This is a genomic window from Flavobacterium tiangeerense (assembly GCF_007830355.1).
In the GTDB taxonomy this organism is placed as follows: Bacteria; Bacteroidota; Bacteroidia; order Flavobacteriales; family Flavobacteriaceae; genus Flavobacterium; species Flavobacterium tiangeerense.
The window spans coordinates 101,780-121,509 of record NZ_VLKO01000009.1 but is presented as its reverse complement, the minus strand read 5'-3'; the positions used below and the strand labels follow the sequence as shown (position 1 = coordinate 121,509).

At 33.3% G+C, this 19,730-nt stretch carries 18 protein-coding genes; 7 read left to right on the top strand and 11 right to left on the bottom strand.

The window, feature by feature from the left end:
- Window positions 1–23 precede the first annotated feature (23 nt).
- Entirely contained in the window at window positions 24–2,183 is a 2,160-nt protein-coding gene (locus tag IQ05_RS11790; protein ID WP_144893206.1) for a tetratricopeptide repeat-containing hybrid sensor histidine kinase/response regulator, read from the top strand.
- On the opposite strand, the gene IQ05_RS11785 is transcribed toward IQ05_RS11790, so the two are convergent.
- Window positions 2,184–2,996 (bottom strand): purine-nucleoside phosphorylase, encoded by an 813-nt coding sequence (locus IQ05_RS11785; protein WP_144893204.1) that lies wholly within the window; start codon window positions 2,994–2,996, stop codon window positions 2,184–2,186.
- A complete protein-coding gene (gene lpxK, locus IQ05_RS11780; protein WP_144893202.1) occupies window positions 2,968–3,993 on the bottom strand; it encodes a tetraacyldisaccharide 4'-kinase in 1,026 nt (341 codons plus the stop codon). The genes IQ05_RS11785 and lpxK overlap by 29 nt, the downstream gene beginning before the upstream one ends.
- 117 nt (window positions 3,994–4,110) lie before the next feature.
- Here lpxK and IQ05_RS11775 point away from each other — a divergent pair, with 117 nt between their 5' ends.
- From IQ05_RS11775 to rluF, 5 genes are all read left to right on the top strand, one after another.
- A complete protein-coding gene (locus IQ05_RS11775; RefSeq protein WP_144893200.1) occupies window positions 4,111–5,205 on the top strand; it encodes a Nif3-like dinuclear metal center hexameric protein in 1,095 nt (364 codons plus the stop codon).
- A gap of 3 nt (window positions 5,206–5,208) precedes the next feature.
- Window positions 5,209–5,988, top strand: a complete 780-nt coding sequence (locus tag IQ05_RS11770) for a zinc ribbon domain-containing protein (RefSeq protein ID WP_144893198.1) — start codon at window positions 5,209–5,211, stop codon at window positions 5,986–5,988.
- Between the two features lie 36 nt (window positions 5,989–6,024).
- Window positions 6,025–6,306, top strand: coding sequence for a hypothetical protein (locus tag IQ05_RS15585; RefSeq protein ID WP_317133643.1), 282 nt, complete (start codon window positions 6,025–6,027; stop codon window positions 6,304–6,306).
- A gap of 9 nt (window positions 6,307–6,315) precedes the next feature.
- Window positions 6,316–6,870, top strand: a complete 555-nt coding sequence (locus tag IQ05_RS11765) for an alpha/beta fold hydrolase (protein WP_317133642.1) — start codon at window positions 6,316–6,318, stop codon at window positions 6,868–6,870.
- A 180-nt stretch (window positions 6,871–7,050) separates the two neighbouring features.
- On the top strand, window positions 7,051–7,863 hold the full coding sequence (gene rluF / locus IQ05_RS11760) for a 23S rRNA pseudouridine(2604) synthase RluF (protein ID WP_144893196.1): 813 nt from the start codon (window positions 7,051–7,053) through the stop codon (window positions 7,861–7,863).
- A 62-nt stretch (window positions 7,864–7,925) separates the two neighbouring features.
- Here the strand turns inward: rluF and IQ05_RS11755 are convergent, their stop codons facing one another.
- The 8 genes from IQ05_RS11755 to IQ05_RS11720 all read right to left on the bottom strand — a co-directional run bounded on the left by IQ05_RS11755 (window position 7,926) and on the right by IQ05_RS11720 (window position 16,759).
- A complete protein-coding gene (locus IQ05_RS11755) occupies window positions 7,926–9,311 on the bottom strand; it encodes a DUF4153 domain-containing protein (RefSeq protein ID WP_144893194.1) in 1,386 nt (461 codons plus the stop codon).
- Window positions 9,312–9,365: 54 nt separating this feature from the next.
- Window positions 9,366–9,659: a winged helix-turn-helix domain-containing protein gene (locus IQ05_RS11750; protein ID WP_144893192.1), complete on the bottom strand. Its 294-nt coding sequence runs from the start codon at window positions 9,657–9,659 to the stop codon at window positions 9,366–9,368.
- Between the two features lie 2 nt (window positions 9,660–9,661).
- On the bottom strand, window positions 9,662–10,276 hold the full coding sequence (locus IQ05_RS11745; RefSeq protein ID WP_144893190.1) for a hypothetical protein: 615 nt from the start codon (window positions 10,274–10,276) through the stop codon (window positions 9,662–9,664).
- A gap of 93 nt (window positions 10,277–10,369) precedes the next feature.
- Entirely contained in the window at window positions 10,370–11,296 is a 927-nt protein-coding gene (locus IQ05_RS11740) for a magnesium transporter CorA family protein (protein WP_144893188.1), read from the bottom strand.
- A gap of 221 nt (window positions 11,297–11,517) precedes the next feature.
- Window positions 11,518–12,399: a bifunctional 5,10-methylenetetrahydrofolate dehydrogenase/5,10-methenyltetrahydrofolate cyclohydrolase gene (locus tag IQ05_RS11735; RefSeq protein ID WP_144893186.1), complete on the bottom strand. Its 882-nt coding sequence runs from the start codon at window positions 12,397–12,399 to the stop codon at window positions 11,518–11,520.
- 74 nt (window positions 12,400–12,473) lie between these two features.
- The gene (gene ffh, locus IQ05_RS11730; protein ID WP_144893184.1) at window positions 12,474–13,835 is read right to left on the bottom strand and encodes a signal recognition particle protein; all 1,362 of its coding nucleotides are present in this window, start codon (window positions 13,833–13,835) and stop codon (window positions 12,474–12,476) included.
- A gap of 196 nt (window positions 13,836–14,031) precedes the next feature.
- Window positions 14,032–14,664, bottom strand: a complete 633-nt coding sequence (locus tag IQ05_RS11725; protein ID WP_144893182.1) for an HmuY family protein — start codon at window positions 14,662–14,664, stop codon at window positions 14,032–14,034.
- Window positions 14,665–14,683: 19 nt separating this feature from the next.
- Complete coding sequence (locus IQ05_RS11720) at window positions 14,684–16,759, bottom strand: TonB-dependent receptor plug domain-containing protein (RefSeq protein ID WP_144893180.1); 2,076 nt, start codon at window positions 16,757–16,759, stop codon at window positions 14,684–14,686.
- Between the two features lie 97 nt (window positions 16,760–16,856).
- Between IQ05_RS11720 and IQ05_RS11715 the strand changes: the two genes are divergently transcribed.
- Window positions 16,857–17,771 carry a DUF6607 family protein gene (locus IQ05_RS11715; RefSeq protein ID WP_167496943.1) on the top strand — a complete coding sequence of 305 codons (915 nt, stop codon included), beginning with the start codon at window positions 16,857–16,859 and terminating at the stop codon, window positions 17,769–17,771.
- A 126-nt stretch (window positions 17,772–17,897) separates the two neighbouring features.
- On the opposite strand, the gene argS is transcribed toward IQ05_RS11715, so the two are convergent.
- Entirely contained in the window at window positions 17,898–19,676 is a 1,779-nt protein-coding gene (gene argS / locus IQ05_RS11710) for an arginine--tRNA ligase (RefSeq protein WP_144893176.1), read from the bottom strand.
- Between the last annotated feature and the right edge of the window lie 54 nt (window positions 19,677–19,730).

Genomic DNA, 19,730 nt, shown 5'->3' with positions numbered 1-19,730 from the left:
ATTTTTCAAAAAAAACATGGCAAATGAAATGTTTTTTCTTTTCTGTATTGTTTTTTACTGGTATACTTGCCTCACACTCCAAAGTGACGGCAGATAGCTTGACCTATTATTACACGCTCAGCAATCAAAACATCAAGGACGATAATTATAGAAATGCTTTGTTTTTTACACAAAAAGCAATACAATTTGCAAAAAAAAACAACAAAAACATAGAGCAAGCTCTTCATGAATTCAATTTAGGTAAAATTCTTTATGATTTAAAAAAATATGATGATGCGCTAGTTAGTTTTTTAAAAAGTGCTACACTCAACAATACTACTATTTCGAATAAAGCGAAAGCCGAAAGTTACTACCATATTGGCCTTTGTTACATGGCCAAGGAGAATTATAAAGAAGCATCCCCCTATTTTAACAAAGCCGAAAATTTATACAAAGATTTAAAAACCACGAATAAAATTCTTGAAGTAAAACTCCAAAAAGGACTTATTAATCGGTTCACTGGAAAAACTCAAGAGGCTATGACTATTTTTAAATCTATTATTTATATGCCAGAATCTTCTATTTTAGAGGATTTAAAAGCAAAGACTTTGTATCAAATAGGAACTATAGAATCACAATACAATAGAAATAATTTGGCAATAGCCTATCTAAAAAAGGCTCTTAACGCTAATAATAATATTGAACTAAAGACATCTATAGTACTAGCGCTAAGTACACTTTATGACAAAACATTAGATAAAAATTTAGCATATCAATATTTAAAACAATATTTAAAACTAAAAGAAGAGTTAACTTTTCTCAATAATAAAAGACTTGGAGTTGATGATTACGCTAAATTTAAAGAAGCGGAACGTCTTAAAGAACAAAATCAATTCAAAATTCAAAAAGAAGAAGAACTAAAATCCAAAAAAATATCAAAAATCATTAGTATACTTGCTATTGCTTTAATTACTATCTTATCATTATTAAGCCTTTCTCTTTACAAAAACAATAAAATTAGAACCAAATCAAACCAGCTCTTAAAGGATAAAAACAAAGAACTAGAGATTGCTAAAAACAAAGTTGAAAAAGCATCTCAAGCCAGATCTGAGTTCCTTTCTACGGTAAGTCATGAACTGAGGACCCCGCTCAATGCAATCAATGGAATCACCCATTTACTTCTTGAAGAAGATCCTAAAAAAAACCAAATAGATTACCTTTCCTCCTTAAAATTTTCTGGTGATTACCTGACTAAGTTTATCAATGAAATTTTAGAAATTAACAAAATAGAATCTAACAAAACGGAAATAGAAGAAATTCCCTTTAACTTAAAACAACTACTCATCAACATCAAGCAATCTCTCAAGGAGTTAGCCATCGTAAATAACAATGATTTCAAATTAGATGTTGACTATACCATTCCAGATTTTCTCATTGGAGACCCAACTAAACTCTCTCAAATCATTTTAAACCTGATTAATAATGCGCTAAAATTTACAAAAAATGGAGTAGTAAATGTGGTTGCAAAACTCAATAATCTAGAAGATAAGTATGCCACATTACATTTTGAAATTATTGATACTGGAATAGGCATACCAGCAGAAAAACTAGAAAGTGTTTTTGATAGTTTTTCACAAGGCTCTATTGAAGTTAATAGAAAATATGGAGGTACTGGACTTGGGCTAACAATTGTAAAAAAATTAATAACCATTCTAGGAGGTGAAATACACCTTAAAAGCACTGTAAATAAAGGATCTACATTCTCATTTCAATTAAAATTTGAAATAGGAAAAAAACCCATAGATATCGTTTCTACAAGCAAGCAAAATTATGAATCCAAACTTATCAATAAGAAAATACTACTAGTAGAGGACAATAAAATCAACCAAATGATCACCACAAAAATGCTTTTTAATAAAAAAGTAATTTGTGAAGTGATTGACAATGGCGAAGAAGCTATTGAACTTTTAAAAATTTCAAAATTTGACTTAATTTTAATGGATGTTCATTTACCCGGAATTAATGGTACGATAGCAACAGAAACTATTAGAAAATTTGACAATATTACACCCATTATAGCCCTTACTGCTATCTCTCTTGATGAAAACCGGGAAATGCTTTTATCTTTTGGTATGAACGATGTAATTACTAAACCGTTCATACCCGAAGTTTTTTATTCCATAATTGCTGATCACCTAAAGTAATTAGTAATTCATAATCAGTTCTTTTATTAAACTGCGAACTTGTGGTTCGGCTTCTTTTGCTGCTTCTAGAACTTCATCATGAGAAATCGTTCCTATACTTTCAGCATCACCCATATCTGTAATAACAGAAATCCCAAAAGTTTCTAAATCCATGTGTCTAGCCACAATAACCTCTGGAACAGTAGACATCCCAACACAATCAGCTCCCAAAATTTTTACCATTTTATATTCTGCTAGAGTTTCAAATGTAGGTCCTTGCAAACCAAGGTAAATGCCTTCATGTGTTACAATATTCAATTCTTTAGCTATTTCGGTTGCTTTTGCAATCATTTTGCGGGAATAAGGCTCACTCATATTAACAAAACGAGGGCCAAAACGTTCGTCATTTTTCCCTCTCAAAGGATGCTCTGGAGTCATGTTAATATGATCCGTAATCATCACAATAGATCCTACTTTATAACTCGGGTTCACTCCTCCTGATGCATTAGATACAATAAGCTTATCAACACCCAAGAACTTCATTACACGTACCGGAAAAGTAACTTCGGTCATAGAATAGCCTTCGTAATAATGAAAACGGCCTTGCATGGCGACTACTTTTTTACTCCCAATAGTCCCAAAAACAAGAGCCCCTTTATGACCTTGAACAGTTGAAACAGGAAAATTAGGAATTTCATTATACGGTAAAGTAAAATCAACCTGCATATCACTAGTAAAACTTCCTAATCCTGAACCTAGAATAACACCGTATTCTGGAGTGAAATTAACTCTCTCTTGTATGAAACTAACTGTTTCTTGTACTTCTTCCCACATAATCTAAAATTGTTTTATTAAAATTCTCACCACCTGATATAAATGAACATGCTATACCCAAGTAAAACAGCTGTTCCCCTGAGAAATGTTCCTTCAAACGCACATAATCCTTTTCGGTGGTAATAATTTTATTGTTTTGCGCTATTTTTTTTATTTCTAAAACTTCACTATCTGTAAAATCATGATGGTCAGGGTATGCTAAGCAAACATCACCCTCTTCTTTAATGGCATCAAAAAATGAATCAGGCTTTGCAATACCCGCAATCAAAACTTTCTTTACACCTTTTAACGTATCTCTATTGATTTTATAATTATGACCCAAAAAATAAGGATCATAGTTAATATAAGTGAAAAATAATTCTTGATGATCATTAACTTTAAGTCTAGTTCGCAATCTACTTTGTTCCTCTAAACTCAAGTTTTCAGGACATTTTGTAACAATTATTATGGATGCTCTTTTCGCACCAACTTTTAGTTCTCTTAAATTCCCTGTGGGCAACATACAATCATCAGCATACAAATCTCCGTAGGCTGTTAGTAAAATATAAAACCCCGCTTTTACCTTTCGGTGTTGGTAAGCATCATCTAACAAAATAACATCGGGCTTTTGAGTTGATTGCATTAACTGCTCTATTCCGTTTTTTCTATCGGCATCTACAGCCACTTGAATTGTTGGGAATTTACTAAAAAATTGAAACGGTTCATCACCCAAAATTTTTGCAGTGGTTCCGGCTTGCGCCAAAATGTATCCTGAGGACTCTCTTTTATATCCTCTACTCAATGTAGCTACATTATAATTATCATTAAGTAAACGGATTAAATATTCTATTTGAGGCGATTTTCCAGTACCTCCAACACTTAAATTCCCAACAGCAATAACTGGCACATCAAAAAAAGTAGCCTTAAGTACTCCAATATCATATAAAAAGTTACGAATACTGGTGACCAAGCCATACAAAACAGCAAACGGAAACAGTATTTTTCTCAGTAATTTCATTTTACGAAAGTAGAATAAATTATCTTTGAATTAAAAATCTAGTACAGATTTAAGCAATTATAAAATATTCCTTTAATTTTTGTGTCAATAAAATCTGTGCCAATCTTTGTCAAAAACATGAAAATCAAAGAAATAATTTACGTACTCGAAGAAATGGCTCCCACAGCCTATGCAGAGGATTTTGATAATGTAGGATTACTTGTAGGTGATCAAGAGACCGAAGCCAGCGGAATATTGGTTTGTCATGATGCTCTCGAGACTATTATCGATGAAGCTATTGCAAAAAAATGCAATCTTGTAGTGTGTTTTCATCCCATTTTATTTTCTGGATTAAAAAAGATAACCGGAAAAAATTATGTAGAGCGTGCTGTTATCAAAGCTATAAAAAATGATATCGCTATATATGCCGTTCATACTGCTCTAGACAACCATCAAGAAGGTGTCAATAAAATTTTTAGTGATGCTCTAGGGCTAATCAATACAAAAATCCTGATTCCTAAAGAGCAATTTATTCGAAAACTAGTGACTTACGCCCCGCTTGACAATGCCGAAATCGTTCGAAACGCTTTATTTGCAGCTGGCGCTGGCAACATTGGTAATTATGACAACTGCAGTTTTAGCTCTACAGGAACAGGAACTTTTAGAGGCAATCAAAACAGTAATCCCTTAGTAGGAGAACGCTATGAACTTGTTCAAACCACTGAAGTCAAAATAGAAGTGACTTATGAGAAACATTTGGAACGCAAAATCCTTACTGCTTTATTTAACAGCCACATTTATGAAGAAGTTGCACATGAAATCTATAATTTAAACAATAAGCATCAAAACATTGGTTTAGGTATGATTGGTGAACTTCCTAATCCCTTGCCAGAAAAAGAATTTTTAGAATTCGTAAAAGACAAAATGCAGTGTGGTGGCCTCAGACATTCTAGCTTTACAGGTAATAAAATAAAAAAAGTTGCCGTTCTTGGCGGAGCTGGAAGTTTTGCTATCTCAAATGCAATTCAAGCTGGAGCAGATGCCTATTTAACAGCTGATTTGAAATACCATCAGTTTTACGAAGCGGAAAATAAGCTCCTTTTAGCAGATATTGGACATTTTGAAAGCGAACGCTATACAAAAAATTATATTGTAGAGTATCTTCGAAAAAAAATCCTTAATTTTGCAGTTATTTTATCAGAAGAAAATTCAAATCCAGTTAAGTACTTATAGAATATGGCGAATACAAAAGAATTAAGTGTTGAGGACAAGTTAAGAGCAATTTACGATTTACAACTTATTGACTCTAGAATTGACGAAATCAGAAACGTAAGAGGTGAATTGCCTTTAGAGGTAGAAGATCTTGAAGATGAAGTGGCTGGTTTAAGCACACGTTCAGAAAAATTAAAAGGAGAACTTGAAGTTATTGAAGACCTTATCAAAGCTAAAAAAATAGCTATTGATGAGCACAAAGAGTCTATCAAAAAATATACAAAACAACAGGAAACGGTTCGTAATAATAGAGAATTTAACTCTTTGACAAAGGAAGTAGAGTTTCAAGAACTTGAAATTCAATTGGCTGAAAAGCAAATCAAAGAAATGAAAGCTTCAATTGAGCATAAGAAAGAAGTAATTGCAGGCTCAAAAGAAAGATTAGAATCTAAATCGAATCATTTAAAACATAAAAAATCAGAATTAGATGCAATCTTAGCTGAAACAGCAAAAGAAGAAGCATTCTTATCTGAAAAATCTATCGAATTCCAAAACTTAATCGAGGAGCGTTTGTTAAATGCTTACAAAAGAATAAGAGGAAGTGTTCGTAATGGTTTAGCAGTAGTTTCAATAGAAAGAGGTGCATCAGCAGGTTCTTTCTTTACTATTCCACCACAAACGCAAGTTGAAATTGCTTCTAGAAAAAAAATCATTACTGATGAGCACTCTGGAAGAATACTAGTAGATAGCGTTCTTGCAGAAGAAGAAAAAGAGAAAATGGAACAATTGTTCTCAAAAATATAATACCTTTAAAGTCCCGATAACATCGGGACTTTTTTTATGATCAAGCAGATATTCTATACTCTTTTTACCAAGTCAGTGGGTACCTACATCAACCTACTCAGCTACCTTGCCCCAACAAAAGCGATACAACTCGCATACAACTTATTCAGTAAACCTCGCGATGGAAAGTTACAAATTGACCAATTACCCGCCGTACTGCAACAAGCCCAAACCCAAACACTCTCTTTTCAAGATCAAAAAATACAAACCTATACTTGGCCTGGCAACAGTCATGTGATTTTATTAGTACACGGTTGGGAGAGCAACGCTTCGCGTTAGGAAAAACTCTTGCCTTACCTCGCAAAAACCGGTAGTACCATCGTAGCACTTGACGGTCCTGCGCACGGACTCTCCAGCGGCACCACATTCAATATTCCGCATTATGCCGAATTTTTACACCAAGTGGTACAGCATTTTAAACCACAAACTTTAATCGGACACTCACTAGGTGGCAAAACCTGCTTGTACTACCAGTACGTTTACCAAAGCGACGACTTAAAAAAAATGGTTATCCTTGGCGCACCAAGCGATTTCAAAATAATATTAGACAATTATATCGCGTTGTTAAGCCTCAATTCTAGAATTTTAACTGGCCTAAAAAAATATTATCGTGATGTTTTTCAACTCAATACAGATGAGTTTGCAGGACAACATTTTGCAAAAAACATGCTAACCCAAGGCTTTCTTGCCCATGATGAGCAAGACCAAGTAGTGCTCATTCACGAAGGCAACAAAATCGCCGCAACTTGGAAAAATGCTACTTTTATTACCACAACTGGCCTCGGCCACAGCATGCACGACCACAATTTATACGAAAAAATTAGTCAGTTCATTCAAAATTAGGGCGTGTTCGCCGCGGCGACCAGGCTATTCGCTACAATCTTTTTTGGGCAAAAAAAGCCCTAAAAAAGGATTTTCGCTGCTATCCTTCACGCAAATCCGTCGTAAAGTTGATAAGTTCGTTTTACAAGCAATCTCAAAATCAATAGCTATTATAATTTGCAAATTGATTACTTTTGCAAGATGGAAGATCAATTAAAACGCCTCAATAAATTCATTGGCGAAACAGGTTTTTGCAGCCGCCGCGAAGCTGATAAAATCATCGAAGAAGGACGAGTGACCATCAATGGTGTTGTACCCGAATTAGGGACCAAAGTAGCACCTCATGACGAAGTACGCATTGACGGCAAATTAATTCGTGAAAAAACAGAAAAATCAGTATATCTTGCCTTTTACAAACCAGTAGGGATAGAGTGTACCACAAACCTTGATGTACACAACAATATTGTAGATTATATTAATTATCCAAAGCGAATATTCCCAATTGGGCGTTTAGACAAAGCCAGTGAAGGCTTGATTTTCATGACAAATGACGGCGACATTGTTAATAAAATATTACGTGCGCGCAACAATCACGAAAAAGAATATACCGTTACCGTAAACAAACCCATCACTGATCGTTTTATTGAAAGAATGGGAAATGGTGTACCTATTTTAGATACCGTAACTAGAAAATGTAAAGTAGAGCAAATCAGTAAATTTACATTTAAGATCATCCTAACACAAGGTTTAAACCGCCAAATCCGTAGAATGACTGAATATCTAGGCTATGACGTAACCGCCTTAAAACGCATTCGGATTATCAATATTTCGCTAGATGTTCCTGTGGGGCGCTACCGTGATTTGACTGAGGCCGAAATCAAAGAACTCAATGCTCTTATTGAGCCATCTAGCAAAACAGAAGAAGCTAGTTTACCAAAAGTAGAAACACCAAGAAAAAGAACTGAGTTTATAAAAAGAGATGATCCTAGGTTTAAGAAACGCGGGGATTATTAAAAAGAAATCCCATTCTAGTTACACAATTACTCGAACTAGAATGGGATTTATATTTAATAGAATTACTTAGTATTCACAAACTCATAATACAAAGCTTTCGACAAAAAAGAGCATTCTTGATTTTTTAGAATTTCCTTTTCCCTAATCATTTCATTGTATTGACCATCTAATTTGTTTTCTTGAATAAATTTTCTACGAATTTCATCATTAAAATTTAAGCCTGATAAAAATACAGGTTCAACCCCTTTATTAACTTCAATATTATAATAAGTAATTATAGCGCCCCAATTAACAAAACTGGTTAATAAAACTATCCCATAAAAACCCCACATCATTTGATTGAAAAGAAAAGCATTTGTTTTTTGCTTAGCAATTTTTATAAAAGAAATAATCAATCCTATTATTGCTAAAATTAAGAAAGCGTACACACCTAATCTCTTGTAGGTCAATCCATAAAACGAAATGTACTCTGTGTTTTTGATTATGGTACAAAGTATTAAAATTCCATTTAAAACAATCCAAATTTTGGCTAATTTTTTAAGGTATATCGCTTTTTCATCAAAGTTAAAGCCACCTTTGAAGTAAAACAAGATTACACCAACTGCCATGATAATTGATAAAATTACAGCATTTACTCGTTCATGTGTATCCGAACTTAAATTTGATTTTTTAACCACTTCAAAAAACTGCTCATAGTTATAAGTTACAATGAAAACCAATAGCAATGCATTCAAAAGAAAGAACGTAATCTCTCCACTTCTTCTTTCGAAATCAATATCCAAAAACGAAAATGAGTTTTTATTTTGAATCTTGTCGACGTCATCAAAATCATTATCTAATAAACTATTCTTTTCGTAACAAATCTCTGGTATCCAATAATTCCAGAAAGTGAATGAAATAAAAAATCCTAAAGCAGAAATTACAATTGCTTGCCAAACATCGATGTCTAAATAATAACCGGTAAACAGAGACAAAAAATGATCACTTGCAAATGAGTATACTACTAAAAACAATCCAAGAAATAGAAGTGGAATAACAAAGTAAGCTATCAGTTTTTTTATAAAACCATTATTGATTCTGCGTTTAGGAAGGTATTGACTAAACATGAATATACGGCCTAAAGAGGTAATTCCATTGAACAAAACCAAAGGAAAAGCTTGTAACAATTTCAGTTTAGGTTCTTGAGTTTTGAATTGTAAAAAGATAATTGATAAAGACATGGCACAAAACGACGGAAAATCGCCATACCAAGCAAACGCAAAACAAGACAAAACCGATGCAACCACTAACAGCAAATGCATCCTACTGGTAAACTTCTCTTGGAAAAAATAGCATATTAATCCGATTTGTACAATCCCAAAAATAGCCCAATTAAGCCCCAAATCTTCGTTGTAAAAAAGCAATGTAAAAACCAAACTGCTTGCTAAAATAAAATGTAGTTTTTTCATAATTATAAATTTAAAAGTACTTTGTATTTCAAAGTAAAAAGTTAAAAAAAAGGTTTATTTAGATTTGAATAATTTTTCAAGACTATTTAAGTGGCAAACAAAAGCAGCTCTCCCCATATTGGTCACTCGATACGAGGTTTTTGGTTTTTTACCCACAAATTCTTTTTTGATTTCGATATAGCCTGATTTCTCTAAAGAAGAAGAGTGACTCGCTAAGTTTCCATCAGTAGTATTTAATAATGCCTTCATCTCTGTAAAATCGATCCAGTCGTTTACCATCAATACAGACATTAATCCTAATCGGATTCGACTTTCGAAATCTTTATTTAATTTATCGATAATACCCATGATTATCTGTATTTTTTAAACATAATTGTTCCGTAGACTATGTGTAGAATTCCAAAACCAAGGGCCCAAAAAATCAATCCATATCCTAGAAAAAATAAAGATACACCCCCAAGAAATAATTGAAAGTATCCTAAATACTGAATATCTGAATACGTATACTTACCCGCATTTACCAATGCTAATCCGTAAAAAAGTAAAGTAGCTGGCGCTAAAAAAGCGAAAAGACCATGATATATTAAAGCTAGACAAAAGACGCCTCCAACTGCTAAAGGAATTGCTAATTGCAAAAGCATCACTTTTGTGGTAGAAGTCCAGATTGGTACATTATTTTTTTTACTCTTTTTAAAAGTGAATAGAAATCCAGAAAGAAGAGCAAGAACTAAAATTACAATCCCCACTACAATTAGTTTATAAATCAAATCAACACTGTACACTTTCTCCAATCCATCAAAATAAGACATCTCATTTGACTCAAACAAAAAAGCAGCATAACCCGCACCAAGTAGCGCAAAGACTCCTGCAAAAACACCTGACAATCCGCTAAGGGAAATAAACCTTGAAGAACGTTCCATCATGGAACGAATGTGAACTAAATCTTCTTGAATATTGTGACTCATAATAAAAGTACTTTGAATTACAAAGTTATTGTTTTTAATGTATAATCCAAGAAAAGGAAGAAGAAAAAATATTTTTTTTTTAAATAATGTTTCTTAAAACCATCTTTTCTTTTTGAACAAAAATACTCCAAAGCACGAAAGCATAATAGATACTGCAATTACAATCCAGATGCCATAGCGGTTATTCTCTAAATCGTTGGGAACATTCATACCGTATAAACTGGCAATCAAGGTGGGAATCATCAAAATAATCGAAATTGAAGTCATTTGCTTCATAATCGTATTCATATTATTTGATATCACAGAGGCGTATGCATCCATTGTACCGGTTAAGATGTCACTATATATATTGGTAGTTTCTTGGGCTTGGCGCAATTCTATCTCTACATCTTCCAATAATTCTAAATCAAAATGCTCTTTTTGAGATTTGATATTTTTGATTCGATGCAATAGAATATCATTGCCTTTCAAGGAAGTCATAAAGAAAACCAAACATTTTTCTATTTGGAGTAAAGCCTGTAATTCTTCGTTTTTGATTGATTTTTCGAGATTATCCTCGGCTAATTTTATCTTTTGATTGACTTGCTTCAAGTATTTTAAAAACCAAACACTAGAGGATAACAATAGCTTGAGCACCAAATCAAAGTTGTCCTTAATATCGATTTTTTTACGTTGGGTGTAAATCACAAAATCAGAAAGCATTTCTGTTTTATGAAAACTAATGGTGATACAAACTTCCCTTTTGAAAACAACACCAACAGGAATCGTATGAAAAGGCAATTTCACATCGTTGCTTTTCACAGGAATTCGCATGATAATCAAAGTCCAACCATTTTCAATTTCTATCCTTGGTCTTTCGTCAATATCTTCAATGTCATTATAAAATGCTTCGGGAATTTGTAATTCTTCGAGTAAATATTTTTTTTCTATTTCGGTAGGACATTCAATATTGATCCAGCAGTTTGGAGTCCAATTAGTAGTGACACTTAATCCGTTATTGTTTTTGTAAAAAGCTCTCATTTCAAAATCCTATAGGTTTATGTATAGCCTCTTGAAAATTGTTCAAGTGCTATCTTAGTTTAACATTTCCGAATAATAATCGTCCATTACCTTTTTTTTTAAAGTGTTGCAAAAGTATTCTTTAAATTTAGATTCTAAGCTTTTACTAGTTATAATTTAGGAGCATCTTAAGACAAAAAAAAGCCCCAAAAATAAATTTGAGGCTTTCTATGTAAAAATTTTTATTTGTTTCTCTTCATTTCCCTTGCCAAGAGTGTGTTTTTTAACAACATAGCAATGGTCATTGGTCCTACTCCACCAGGAACTGGGGTAATAAAAGATGCTTTTTTGCTTACTTGATCAAAATCTACATCACCGGTGATTACGTATCCTTTCTCGTGGTTTTCGTCAGGAACGCGGGTAATACCCACATCAATAACAACTGCTCCATCCTTCACCATATCCGCTTTTAAATAATTGGGAACACCCAAAGCTGTGATTATAATATCAGCCTGAATGGTAATTTCTTCTATATTTTTGGTGTAACTATGCGTAAGTGTCACTGTTGAGTTCCCTGGAAAACCTTTGCGTCCCATCAAAATACTCATTGGTCTACCCACAATATGGCTGCGGCCAATAACAACAGTATGCTTTCCTTTTGTTTCTACTCCATAGCGATCTAACAATTCTAGAATACCAAATGGTGTTGCAGGAATGAAAGTTGTCATATCCAATGCCATTTTCCCAAAGTTCTCCGGATGAAAACCATCAACATCTTTACTTGGGTCAACCGCCATTAAAACTTTTTGCTCGTCAATTTGTTTAGGAAGTGGCAATTGCACAATAAAACCGTCAATTTGCTCGTCTTCATTTAATTCTTTGATCTTTTTAAGCAATTCAATTTCTGTAGTAGTGTTTGGCATTTTAATCAAAGTAGACTCAAACCCTACTCTTTCACAGGCTTTTACCTTACTTCCTACATAGGTTAAACTTGCGCCATCATTCCCTACGATTAGGGCTGCCAAATGAGGAACTTTCTCACCATTGGCTTTCATTTTTTGTACTTCAACAGCAATTTCGCTTTTAATGTCTTCTGCTGTTTTTTTTCCGTCTAGTAGTTGCATTGTTGTTTTGTTTAATATAGTAAAGACAAAAGTCTTAAAATCATAACGACTTTAAGACTCTCTTTTTAAATTCTTTATTTCATTCCTGGCATTCCACCAGGCATTCCGCCTTTCATTCCGCCCATCATTTTCATTAGGTTTTTTCCACCCGGACCTTGCATCATTTTCATCATTTTGCTCATTTGGTCAAACTGCTTCATTAGCTGATTTACTTGCTCGATTTTTGTCCCTGAACCTTTAGCAATTCTTGCTTTACGTTTTACATCAATCACAGCTGGTTTACTTCGTTCAATTGGGGTCATTGAGTAAATAATAGCTTCAATATGTTTGAAAGCGTCGTCTTCAATTTCAACATCTTTCATCGCTTTTGAAGCACCCGGTATCATTCCTACCAAGTCTTTCATGTTACCCATTTTCTTTACTTGCTGAATTTGAGAAAGAAAATCATCAAAACCAAATTCATTTTTAGCAATTTTCTTTTGGATTTTTCTTGCTTCTTCTTCATCGAATTGCTCCTGAGCTCTCTCCACAAGGGAAACAACGTCACCCATTCCTAAGATTCTCTCGGCCATACGTACAGGATAGAAAACATCAATAGCTTCCATTTTCTCTCCAGTACCTACAAACTTAATAGGCTTATTTACAACTGTTTTGATAGATAAAGCAGCTCCACCACGGGTATCACCATCTAATTTTGTTAAGATAACACCATCAAAATTCAATCTGTCGTTGAATGCTTTTGCTGTATTTACGGCATCTTGACCTGTCATAGCATCAACTACAAACAAGGTTTCTTGTGGTTGAATCGCTTTATGTACGCGTTCAATCTCGTTCATCATTTCTTCATCCACAGCCAAACGACCAGCGGTATCCACAATGACAACATTAAACCCATTTGCTTTAGCATGTTTGATTGCGTTTTGAGCAATTTCAACTGGATTTTTATTTTCTGGTTCTGAATATACCTCAACACCAATAGAATCTCCAACTACATATAATTGCTGGATCGCCGCAGGACGGTAAATATCACATGCAACTAATAATGGTTTTTTGTTTTTCTTAGTCAAAAGATAATTGGCTAATTTTCCAGAGAAAGTAGTTTTTCCAGAACCTTGTAATCCAGACATCAAAATAACAGATGGATTACCCGATAAATTAATTCCGGCTACATCGCCACCCATTAATTCAGTCAATTCATCTTTGACTAACTTAACTAATAGTTGCCCTGGTTGAAGCGTTGTTAAAACGTCCTGACCTATTGCTTTTTCTTTTACTTTGGTAGTAAAATCTTTGGCAATTTTAAAGTTAACATCGGCGTCAAGTAAAGCACGTCGAACTTCTTTTAAAGTATCTGCTACGTTTACTTCGGTTATTTTTCCGTGACCTTTTAATATATGGAAGGCTTTATCTAGTTTTTCGCTTAAATTATCGAACATAATTCTTTTTCTCTTTAATTAAGGTGTAAAATTAATGATTTGGTATTGAAGTTGAAAAGGTATTAGTAATAAAAAAAGGAATGTTTTTAAAATTATCTGAATAAAACAAAAAGAGGCTGAAATAATCAGCCTCTTTAATTCAAAAAAAAAATAAAAAAATCAACTAAAAATGAATTCAAGCTAAACAGTTTTTCCTCTAGAAAGAGATTGAACTGTTGTTTTGATAAACGAATTTAAATGTATAAAATCGAGATATAGAAGTCCCATCAGGAGATGTGGGTGCATCTTTGTAATAACTTAAAATTTCGAATTTAGCATATTTCCCATCGTGTGTTTTTACCACGTATACTTTACCTGCTTTGGCAGAAATAATATGCGATGTAGCATTATAATCATACCATGAATTAATACCCGAGGTAGGAAAGGAATAGGTTTTATCACCATCTTGAATAAATGTATTTGCAGCTGGAATAGCTGTAATACTGCTCAATGACCCCGTTACAATACTTACAGCTGCAACACCTTTTCTAGATGGTTCTTCTTTAAGACCAATCAATGAGCCTCCGTTAACAATTATTTTTGTCCCTCTAAAAGCAATATCCCAAACATCATTTGTAACAACTGCATTTTGAGAAAAACTAAATTTGGTGAACGGCCCTCCTTCTGGTTGTCCTTGACCACCTGTTTGTGGAGCTGGTAAATTTGAAACTGTTTTTGTCTCAAGTACTACTACTTTTTGTGGAGCATCATCCTTATCACATGAAATAAAGGTTGTAAAGATTGCCATAACTGCGATCGTAAAAAAAGAGGTTGAAAATGTGTTTTTCATAATAAAAATATTAAAAGTGTTAAAAATTAAATTGTAATCTTGTAAAAAATAAACGCCCCGAAAGTGTACTAATTTCTTGTGGATTTGTAAAATCAAAAAGATTGTTGACACCTGCTTGTAGCGTAAATTTTTGTAGCATTTTTTTTGAAGCGGAAATATTGATCGTTGTAAAAGCATTTACAAAGTCATCATATTTATCTAAAACTTGATTGTTATTAGAATCCCATAAACCATACTTACTTTTATAAAAAACTTGTAAATTGAAATCGGTTTTTAACTTTGGCACAGCATAATAAAACTTTAAATTTGCCGTGTTTTTCGAACGATTGAATAACCCAAAATAATCAGCTTTTTTAATTTGGAAAGATTCTAATGTTACAGGATCTCGGGCGTAAACTGTGCCTTTCTCAACAGCTTTGATAACAGACTCGTCTTTAGCAATTAAGTATTGATAACCAAAAGAAACATTAAATTGCTTAGAATACTTATGAGTAGAATTGAATTCTAGACCATAGGTAAAAATTTGGTCAACATTAAAGTAACTAAATACGTTTTGTCCATTATTCTTTTGTGCGGCAACTCTTGTATCGATGAGATTTGATATCGAATTGTAAAAAAAATTGGTCTCCACTTTTAATTTTTCCTTTTGATAAAAGCTGCCCAAATTTAGATTTACGGAACTTTCTGGTTCTAATGGATTTTCAAAACTAATTCCAGGTATCCTGTTCAGCAGCTGTCCTTGCTTTTCTAAAACATTTAATTGTGATTCTGCTACATTATATCCCAGCACGGTATATCCTACTGAGGAATTTGTAAAATCAAAATACAATTGTCTAAAATCAGGCGCTTTAAAACCATAACCTATAGATGTTTTGAAAGATAAACTAGGATTGACTTTGTAATTTACAGCAAATTTAGGGCTCCATTGAGAGGCAAACTGGCTATTATTGTCATACCGAATTCCTAGCAAAAAATTGACTTTCTCCGTCGGATTAAAATCCAATTGTGAAAAAACATATTGAGATTGAACAGCCACTTTTGTAGCAAAATAAGTTCTATCTAAAGATTCATGATTAAAACCCGCACCTGCTATAATTTTATTTTTTTTCCAATTAAACAAGGCTCTAATTTCTGGACGATACAACCATTGATTGTAATAATTTTGTTCAAAAAGTATATTTTCAGGACTATTCAAGAAAGAATTATTTTTGTAATTTGTGGCATACAATTCATAATCTACTTGTACATTAGAACCCCATTTTTGTTCTAATTTTGAATGTAAATCCCATTCTAAAATTGTTGCATTACCAGCATAATTAATGGCATTTATGATCGTTTTATATTCTTGCAATTGATTGTAAAAACGTGTCCCAAAGGTAAATTTTACATTTTTTGAAAAATCCCAAAACACTCTGGGTTGTATAGTGGTGTTTTGATAAGGCTCTACTGTTTTTAATTCCGTATTTGGGTCTAAATCATAGCCATTTGAGGAGAAATAATTGGTAAAAAGTGTTGCCGAAATTTTTTCTTTTTTCCAATTAAAATTCAGATTTACATCATTAGTATTCCAACTAGCGTATCTAAAGGATCCATTTCCCGAAGCATTATTACGTGTTGGCTTTTTAGTAATAATGTTAATTACACCCGCTAAAGCTTCAGAACCATATAAAGACGAAGAAGCTCCTTTTACAATTTCTATTCGATCAATATTTCCCACACTTATTCGAGACAAATCAAATGTTCCTGCACTCCTTCCTACAAGAGGAACCCCATCCATTAAAATTAAAATATATGCTGCATCAAGACCTTGCATTTGTAATCCTTCCACTCCTCCAAAATCTGATGTTAAATGAAGTCCTGTTTGTTGTGCTAAAATTTCATCTAATCGTGTCACGCCGGCCTTTTCTATAGTAGCCGCAGATATAACATGTGTTGGAAGTGGCAAAGTAGCAATCAATCTTTTTGTTCGTGTTGCTGTTACAACAACTTCATCTAAATGTTCCTGTTTTAAAGAATCAATTGACTGTTGACCTTGAGAGTAACACGCTAATGAGAGTAAAGGAAAGCCTATTTTTAGTATTCTATTTAGAAACATTCTTGATTTTTTTCAGCAAATGTAGATATTATTTTTATTTGTTCTAAATAAATATAGTATTTTTGTCGAAATTATTTAATCCTTAAAAAGTATTTATATGAGATCAAAAGTTTTCATTACCTCCATTGCATTAACTACAAGCTTATTAAGCAACAGTCAAACAGATGCTAGACAAAATGACATCGCAGCCATCAAGTCTATGTGCGGTTGCTATGAAGTTCAATTCAACTTTGCTGAGACTTTTAATTATCCCAAAGATTCATTAACCTATAAACCTTCTGAAACAAAACATGAAAAAGCATTAGAATGGGTTCAGCTTATTGAAGACTCATCTAAAAAAATAAGCATGCAACATTTATTAATAGTAGGTTCTAATGAAAATGACATTGTAAAACACTGGAGACAAGACTGGCTATTTGAAAACACCGATTTTCTTAACTTTCAAAAAGATTTGACTTGGAAACACAGCGCAACACCTGCAAAAAATGTAAAAGGACAATGGACACAAAAAGTATATCAGGTAGACGACAGTCCTAGATATGAAGGCTCATCTAGTTGGGTTCATGTTGATGGAAGTCACTATTGGAAAAATACCACAGACGCACCTCTCCCTAGAAGAGAGTATACAAAAAGAGATGACTACAATGTATTAAAAAGAAGAAACATACATGAAATAACGGCAACGGGCTGGGTTCATGAACAAGATAACGACAAATTGATTCGGAATTTAAATCAAAAAGACATCTTATTGGCTCAAGAAAAAGGTTTTGATGTCTATACTAAAGTTCCTGATGCTAACTGTAAAGTGGCCCAAAACTGGTGGAAGAAAAACGAGGACATCTGGCTCAAAATTAGAAATAAATGGAATAGCGTTTATGCCTCAAAAAAAGACATCAACTTGCACAAAAAAGTAGAAAAGAAGTCTCTTTTTTCCCTTCTATTTGATCTAAAACCTACTGCAAGTCAAGCAGAAATTGATGCTATCATAGATTCCTTTGTAATTAAATCTTAAAAAAAATATAATGCATCGTTTACAATACATTTAGGTTTGCAAAAACTATTTAAAAAATTGGCTTTCGCCCAAAAAAAAAATCCGAATCTTAACTGATTCGGATTTTTTTGATCTAAAGTTTTAAATTTACATTCTGTCAGGAACATTAATTCCCAGTAACTTAAATGATGCCGCAATAACCTCGGCTACTTTTTTAGACAGTTGTACTCTGAATTTTTTCTTTTCTAAATCCTCTTCCCCTAAAATAGGCACTGCTTGGTAAAACGAATTGTACTCACGAACTAAATCATAAGTAAAATTTGCCAAAAGCGCCGGACTGTGATGCTGGGCTGCATTTTGAATTACTTCAGGAAAAAGTTCCAATTGTTTGACCAATTCTTTCTCTTTTTCATGTAAAATATCTATTTGTGCATTATTTGAGTAATCAAAATTTGCTTTGCGAATTATAGATTGAATACGTGCATAGGTATATTGTATGAACGGACCTGTGTTTCCAGCAAAATCAACAGACTCTTCTGGATTAAAAAGGATTCGCTTCTTAGGATCTACTTTCAAAATATAATATTTCAATGCTCCTAAACCGATTGTGCTGTATAAATTAGCTTTTTCTTCAGGTGAATACGCTTCTAATTTTCCTAAATCCTCTGCTATTTTTTGAGCCGTAGCGGTCATTTCTTGCATTAAATCATCGGCATCTACAACAGTTCCTTCACGAGATTTCATCTTTCCTGATGGTAAATCAACCATTCCGTATGACAAGTGGTATAAGTTTTTTGCCCAATCAAAACCTAATTTTTTCAGAATCAAAAACAATACTTTAAAATGGTAATCTTGCTCATTTCCTACAGTATATACCATTCCGCCAACATCTTGCATGTCTTTCACACGTTGAATTGCCGTACCAATATCCTGAGTCATATACACAGCCGTACCATCTGAACGCAACACAATTTTACGATCAAGACCTTCGTCAGTTAAGTCAATCCAAACAGAACCGTCAGGATCTTTTTCGAAAATTCCTTTTTCTAACCCAATTTGGACTACATCTTTCCCTAGTAAATACGTATCGCTTTCGTAATAATACTTGTCAAAATCAACTCCTAGATTCTTATATGTAATGGCAAAACCATCGTAAACCCATTGGTTCATTTTGGCCCACAATGCTTTCACTTCAGCATCTCCAGCTTCCCATTTTTGGAGCATTTCTTGGGCTTCAAGAATAATCGGAGCTTGTTTTTTAGCTTCTTCTTCTGTTTTCCCTTCTTGCATTAATTGATTAATTTCCTCTTTGTAGGCCTTATCAAATGCCACATAAAAGTTACCAACTAATTTATCTCCTTTTAAGCCTGAAGTTTTAGGAGTTTGATTGTCACCAAATTTTTGCCAAGCCAACATGGACTTACAAATATGAATACCTCTATCATTAATGATTTGTGTTTTATATACTTTTTTACCTGAAGCCTTGATGATTTCAGCTACTGAATATCCTAGCAAATTATTACGAACGTGTCCTAAATGCAAAGGTTTATTGGTATTTGGAGAGGAATACTCAACCATAACGGCTTTATCATTTGCCGAAGGCGTCACAAAACCATAAGTAGCATTGTCTTTTATACCTGCAAATAGGTTTAAGTAATATTGATCCGCAATTACAATATTCAAGAAACCCGAAACTACATTGAAACGACTTACTTCAGCTAGGTTTTCGACTAAATAATTTCCAATTTTATTTCCTAATTCTACAGGATTACTCTTTACTAGTTTCAACAATGGAAAAATAACCATGGTAATATCTCCCTCAAACTCTTTACGAGTGGTTTGAAACTCCACCTTTTCAATGGTCACGTCAAACAAGGTTTTTATTGCGTTTTCTATTGCGGGTATAAGAACTTGTGGTAAAGTCATTTTATATTTTTTTTGAGACAGCAAATATAGTCATAATCAAGGAAATTGAAAATT

Coding starts and splice junctions, on each gene's coding strand:
- IQ05_RS11785 (WP_144893204.1), bottom strand. CDS start 2,996: ATGTGGGAAGAAGTACAAGAAACAGTTAGTTTCATACAAGAGAGAGTT.
- IQ05_RS11755 (WP_144893194.1), bottom strand. CDS start 9,311: ATGAAAAAACTACATTTTATTTTAGCAAGCAGTTTGGTTTTTACATTG.
- IQ05_RS11790 (WP_144893206.1), top strand. CDS start 24: ATGAAATGTTTTTTCTTTTCTGTATTGTTTTTTACTGGTATACTTGCC.
- IQ05_RS11745 (WP_144893190.1), bottom strand. CDS start 10,276: ATGAGTCACAATATTCAAGAAGATTTAGTTCACATTCGTTCCATGATG.
- IQ05_RS11715 (WP_167496943.1), top strand. CDS start 16,857: ATGAGATCAAAAGTTTTCATTACCTCCATTGCATTAACTACAAGCTTA.
- IQ05_RS11770 (WP_144893198.1), top strand. CDS start 5,209: ATGGCGAATACAAAAGAATTAAGTGTTGAGGACAAGTTAAGAGCAATT.
- rluF (WP_144893196.1), top strand. CDS start 7,051: ATGGAAGATCAATTAAAACGCCTCAATAAATTCATTGGCGAAACAGGT.
- IQ05_RS11725 (WP_144893182.1), bottom strand. CDS start 14,664: ATGAAAAACACATTTTCAACCTCTTTTTTTACGATCGCAGTTATGGCA.
- IQ05_RS11735 (WP_144893186.1), bottom strand. CDS start 12,399: ATGCAACTACTAGACGGAAAAAAAACAGCAGAAGACATTAAAAGCGAA.
- IQ05_RS11775 (WP_144893200.1), top strand. CDS start 4,111: ATGAAAATCAAAGAAATAATTTACGTACTCGAAGAAATGGCTCCCACA.
- lpxK (WP_144893202.1), bottom strand. CDS start 3,993: ATGAAATTACTGAGAAAAATACTGTTTCCGTTTGCTGTTTTGTATGGC.
- argS (WP_144893176.1), bottom strand. CDS start 19,676: ATGACTTTACCACAAGTTCTTATACCCGCAATAGAAAACGCAATAAAA.
- IQ05_RS11740 (WP_144893188.1), bottom strand. CDS start 11,296: ATGAGAGCTTTTTACAAAAACAATAACGGATTAAGTGTCACTACTAAT.
- IQ05_RS15585 (WP_317133643.1), top strand. CDS start 6,025: ATGATCAAGCAGATATTCTATACTCTTTTTACCAAGTCAGTGGGTACC.
- IQ05_RS11720 (WP_144893180.1), bottom strand. CDS start 16,759: ATGTTTCTAAATAGAATACTAAAAATAGGCTTTCCTTTACTCTCATTA.
- ffh (WP_144893184.1), bottom strand. CDS start 13,835: ATGTTCGATAATTTAAGCGAAAAACTAGATAAAGCCTTCCATATATTA.
- IQ05_RS11750 (WP_144893192.1), bottom strand. CDS start 9,659: ATGGGTATTATCGATAAATTAAATAAAGATTTCGAAAGTCGAATCCGA.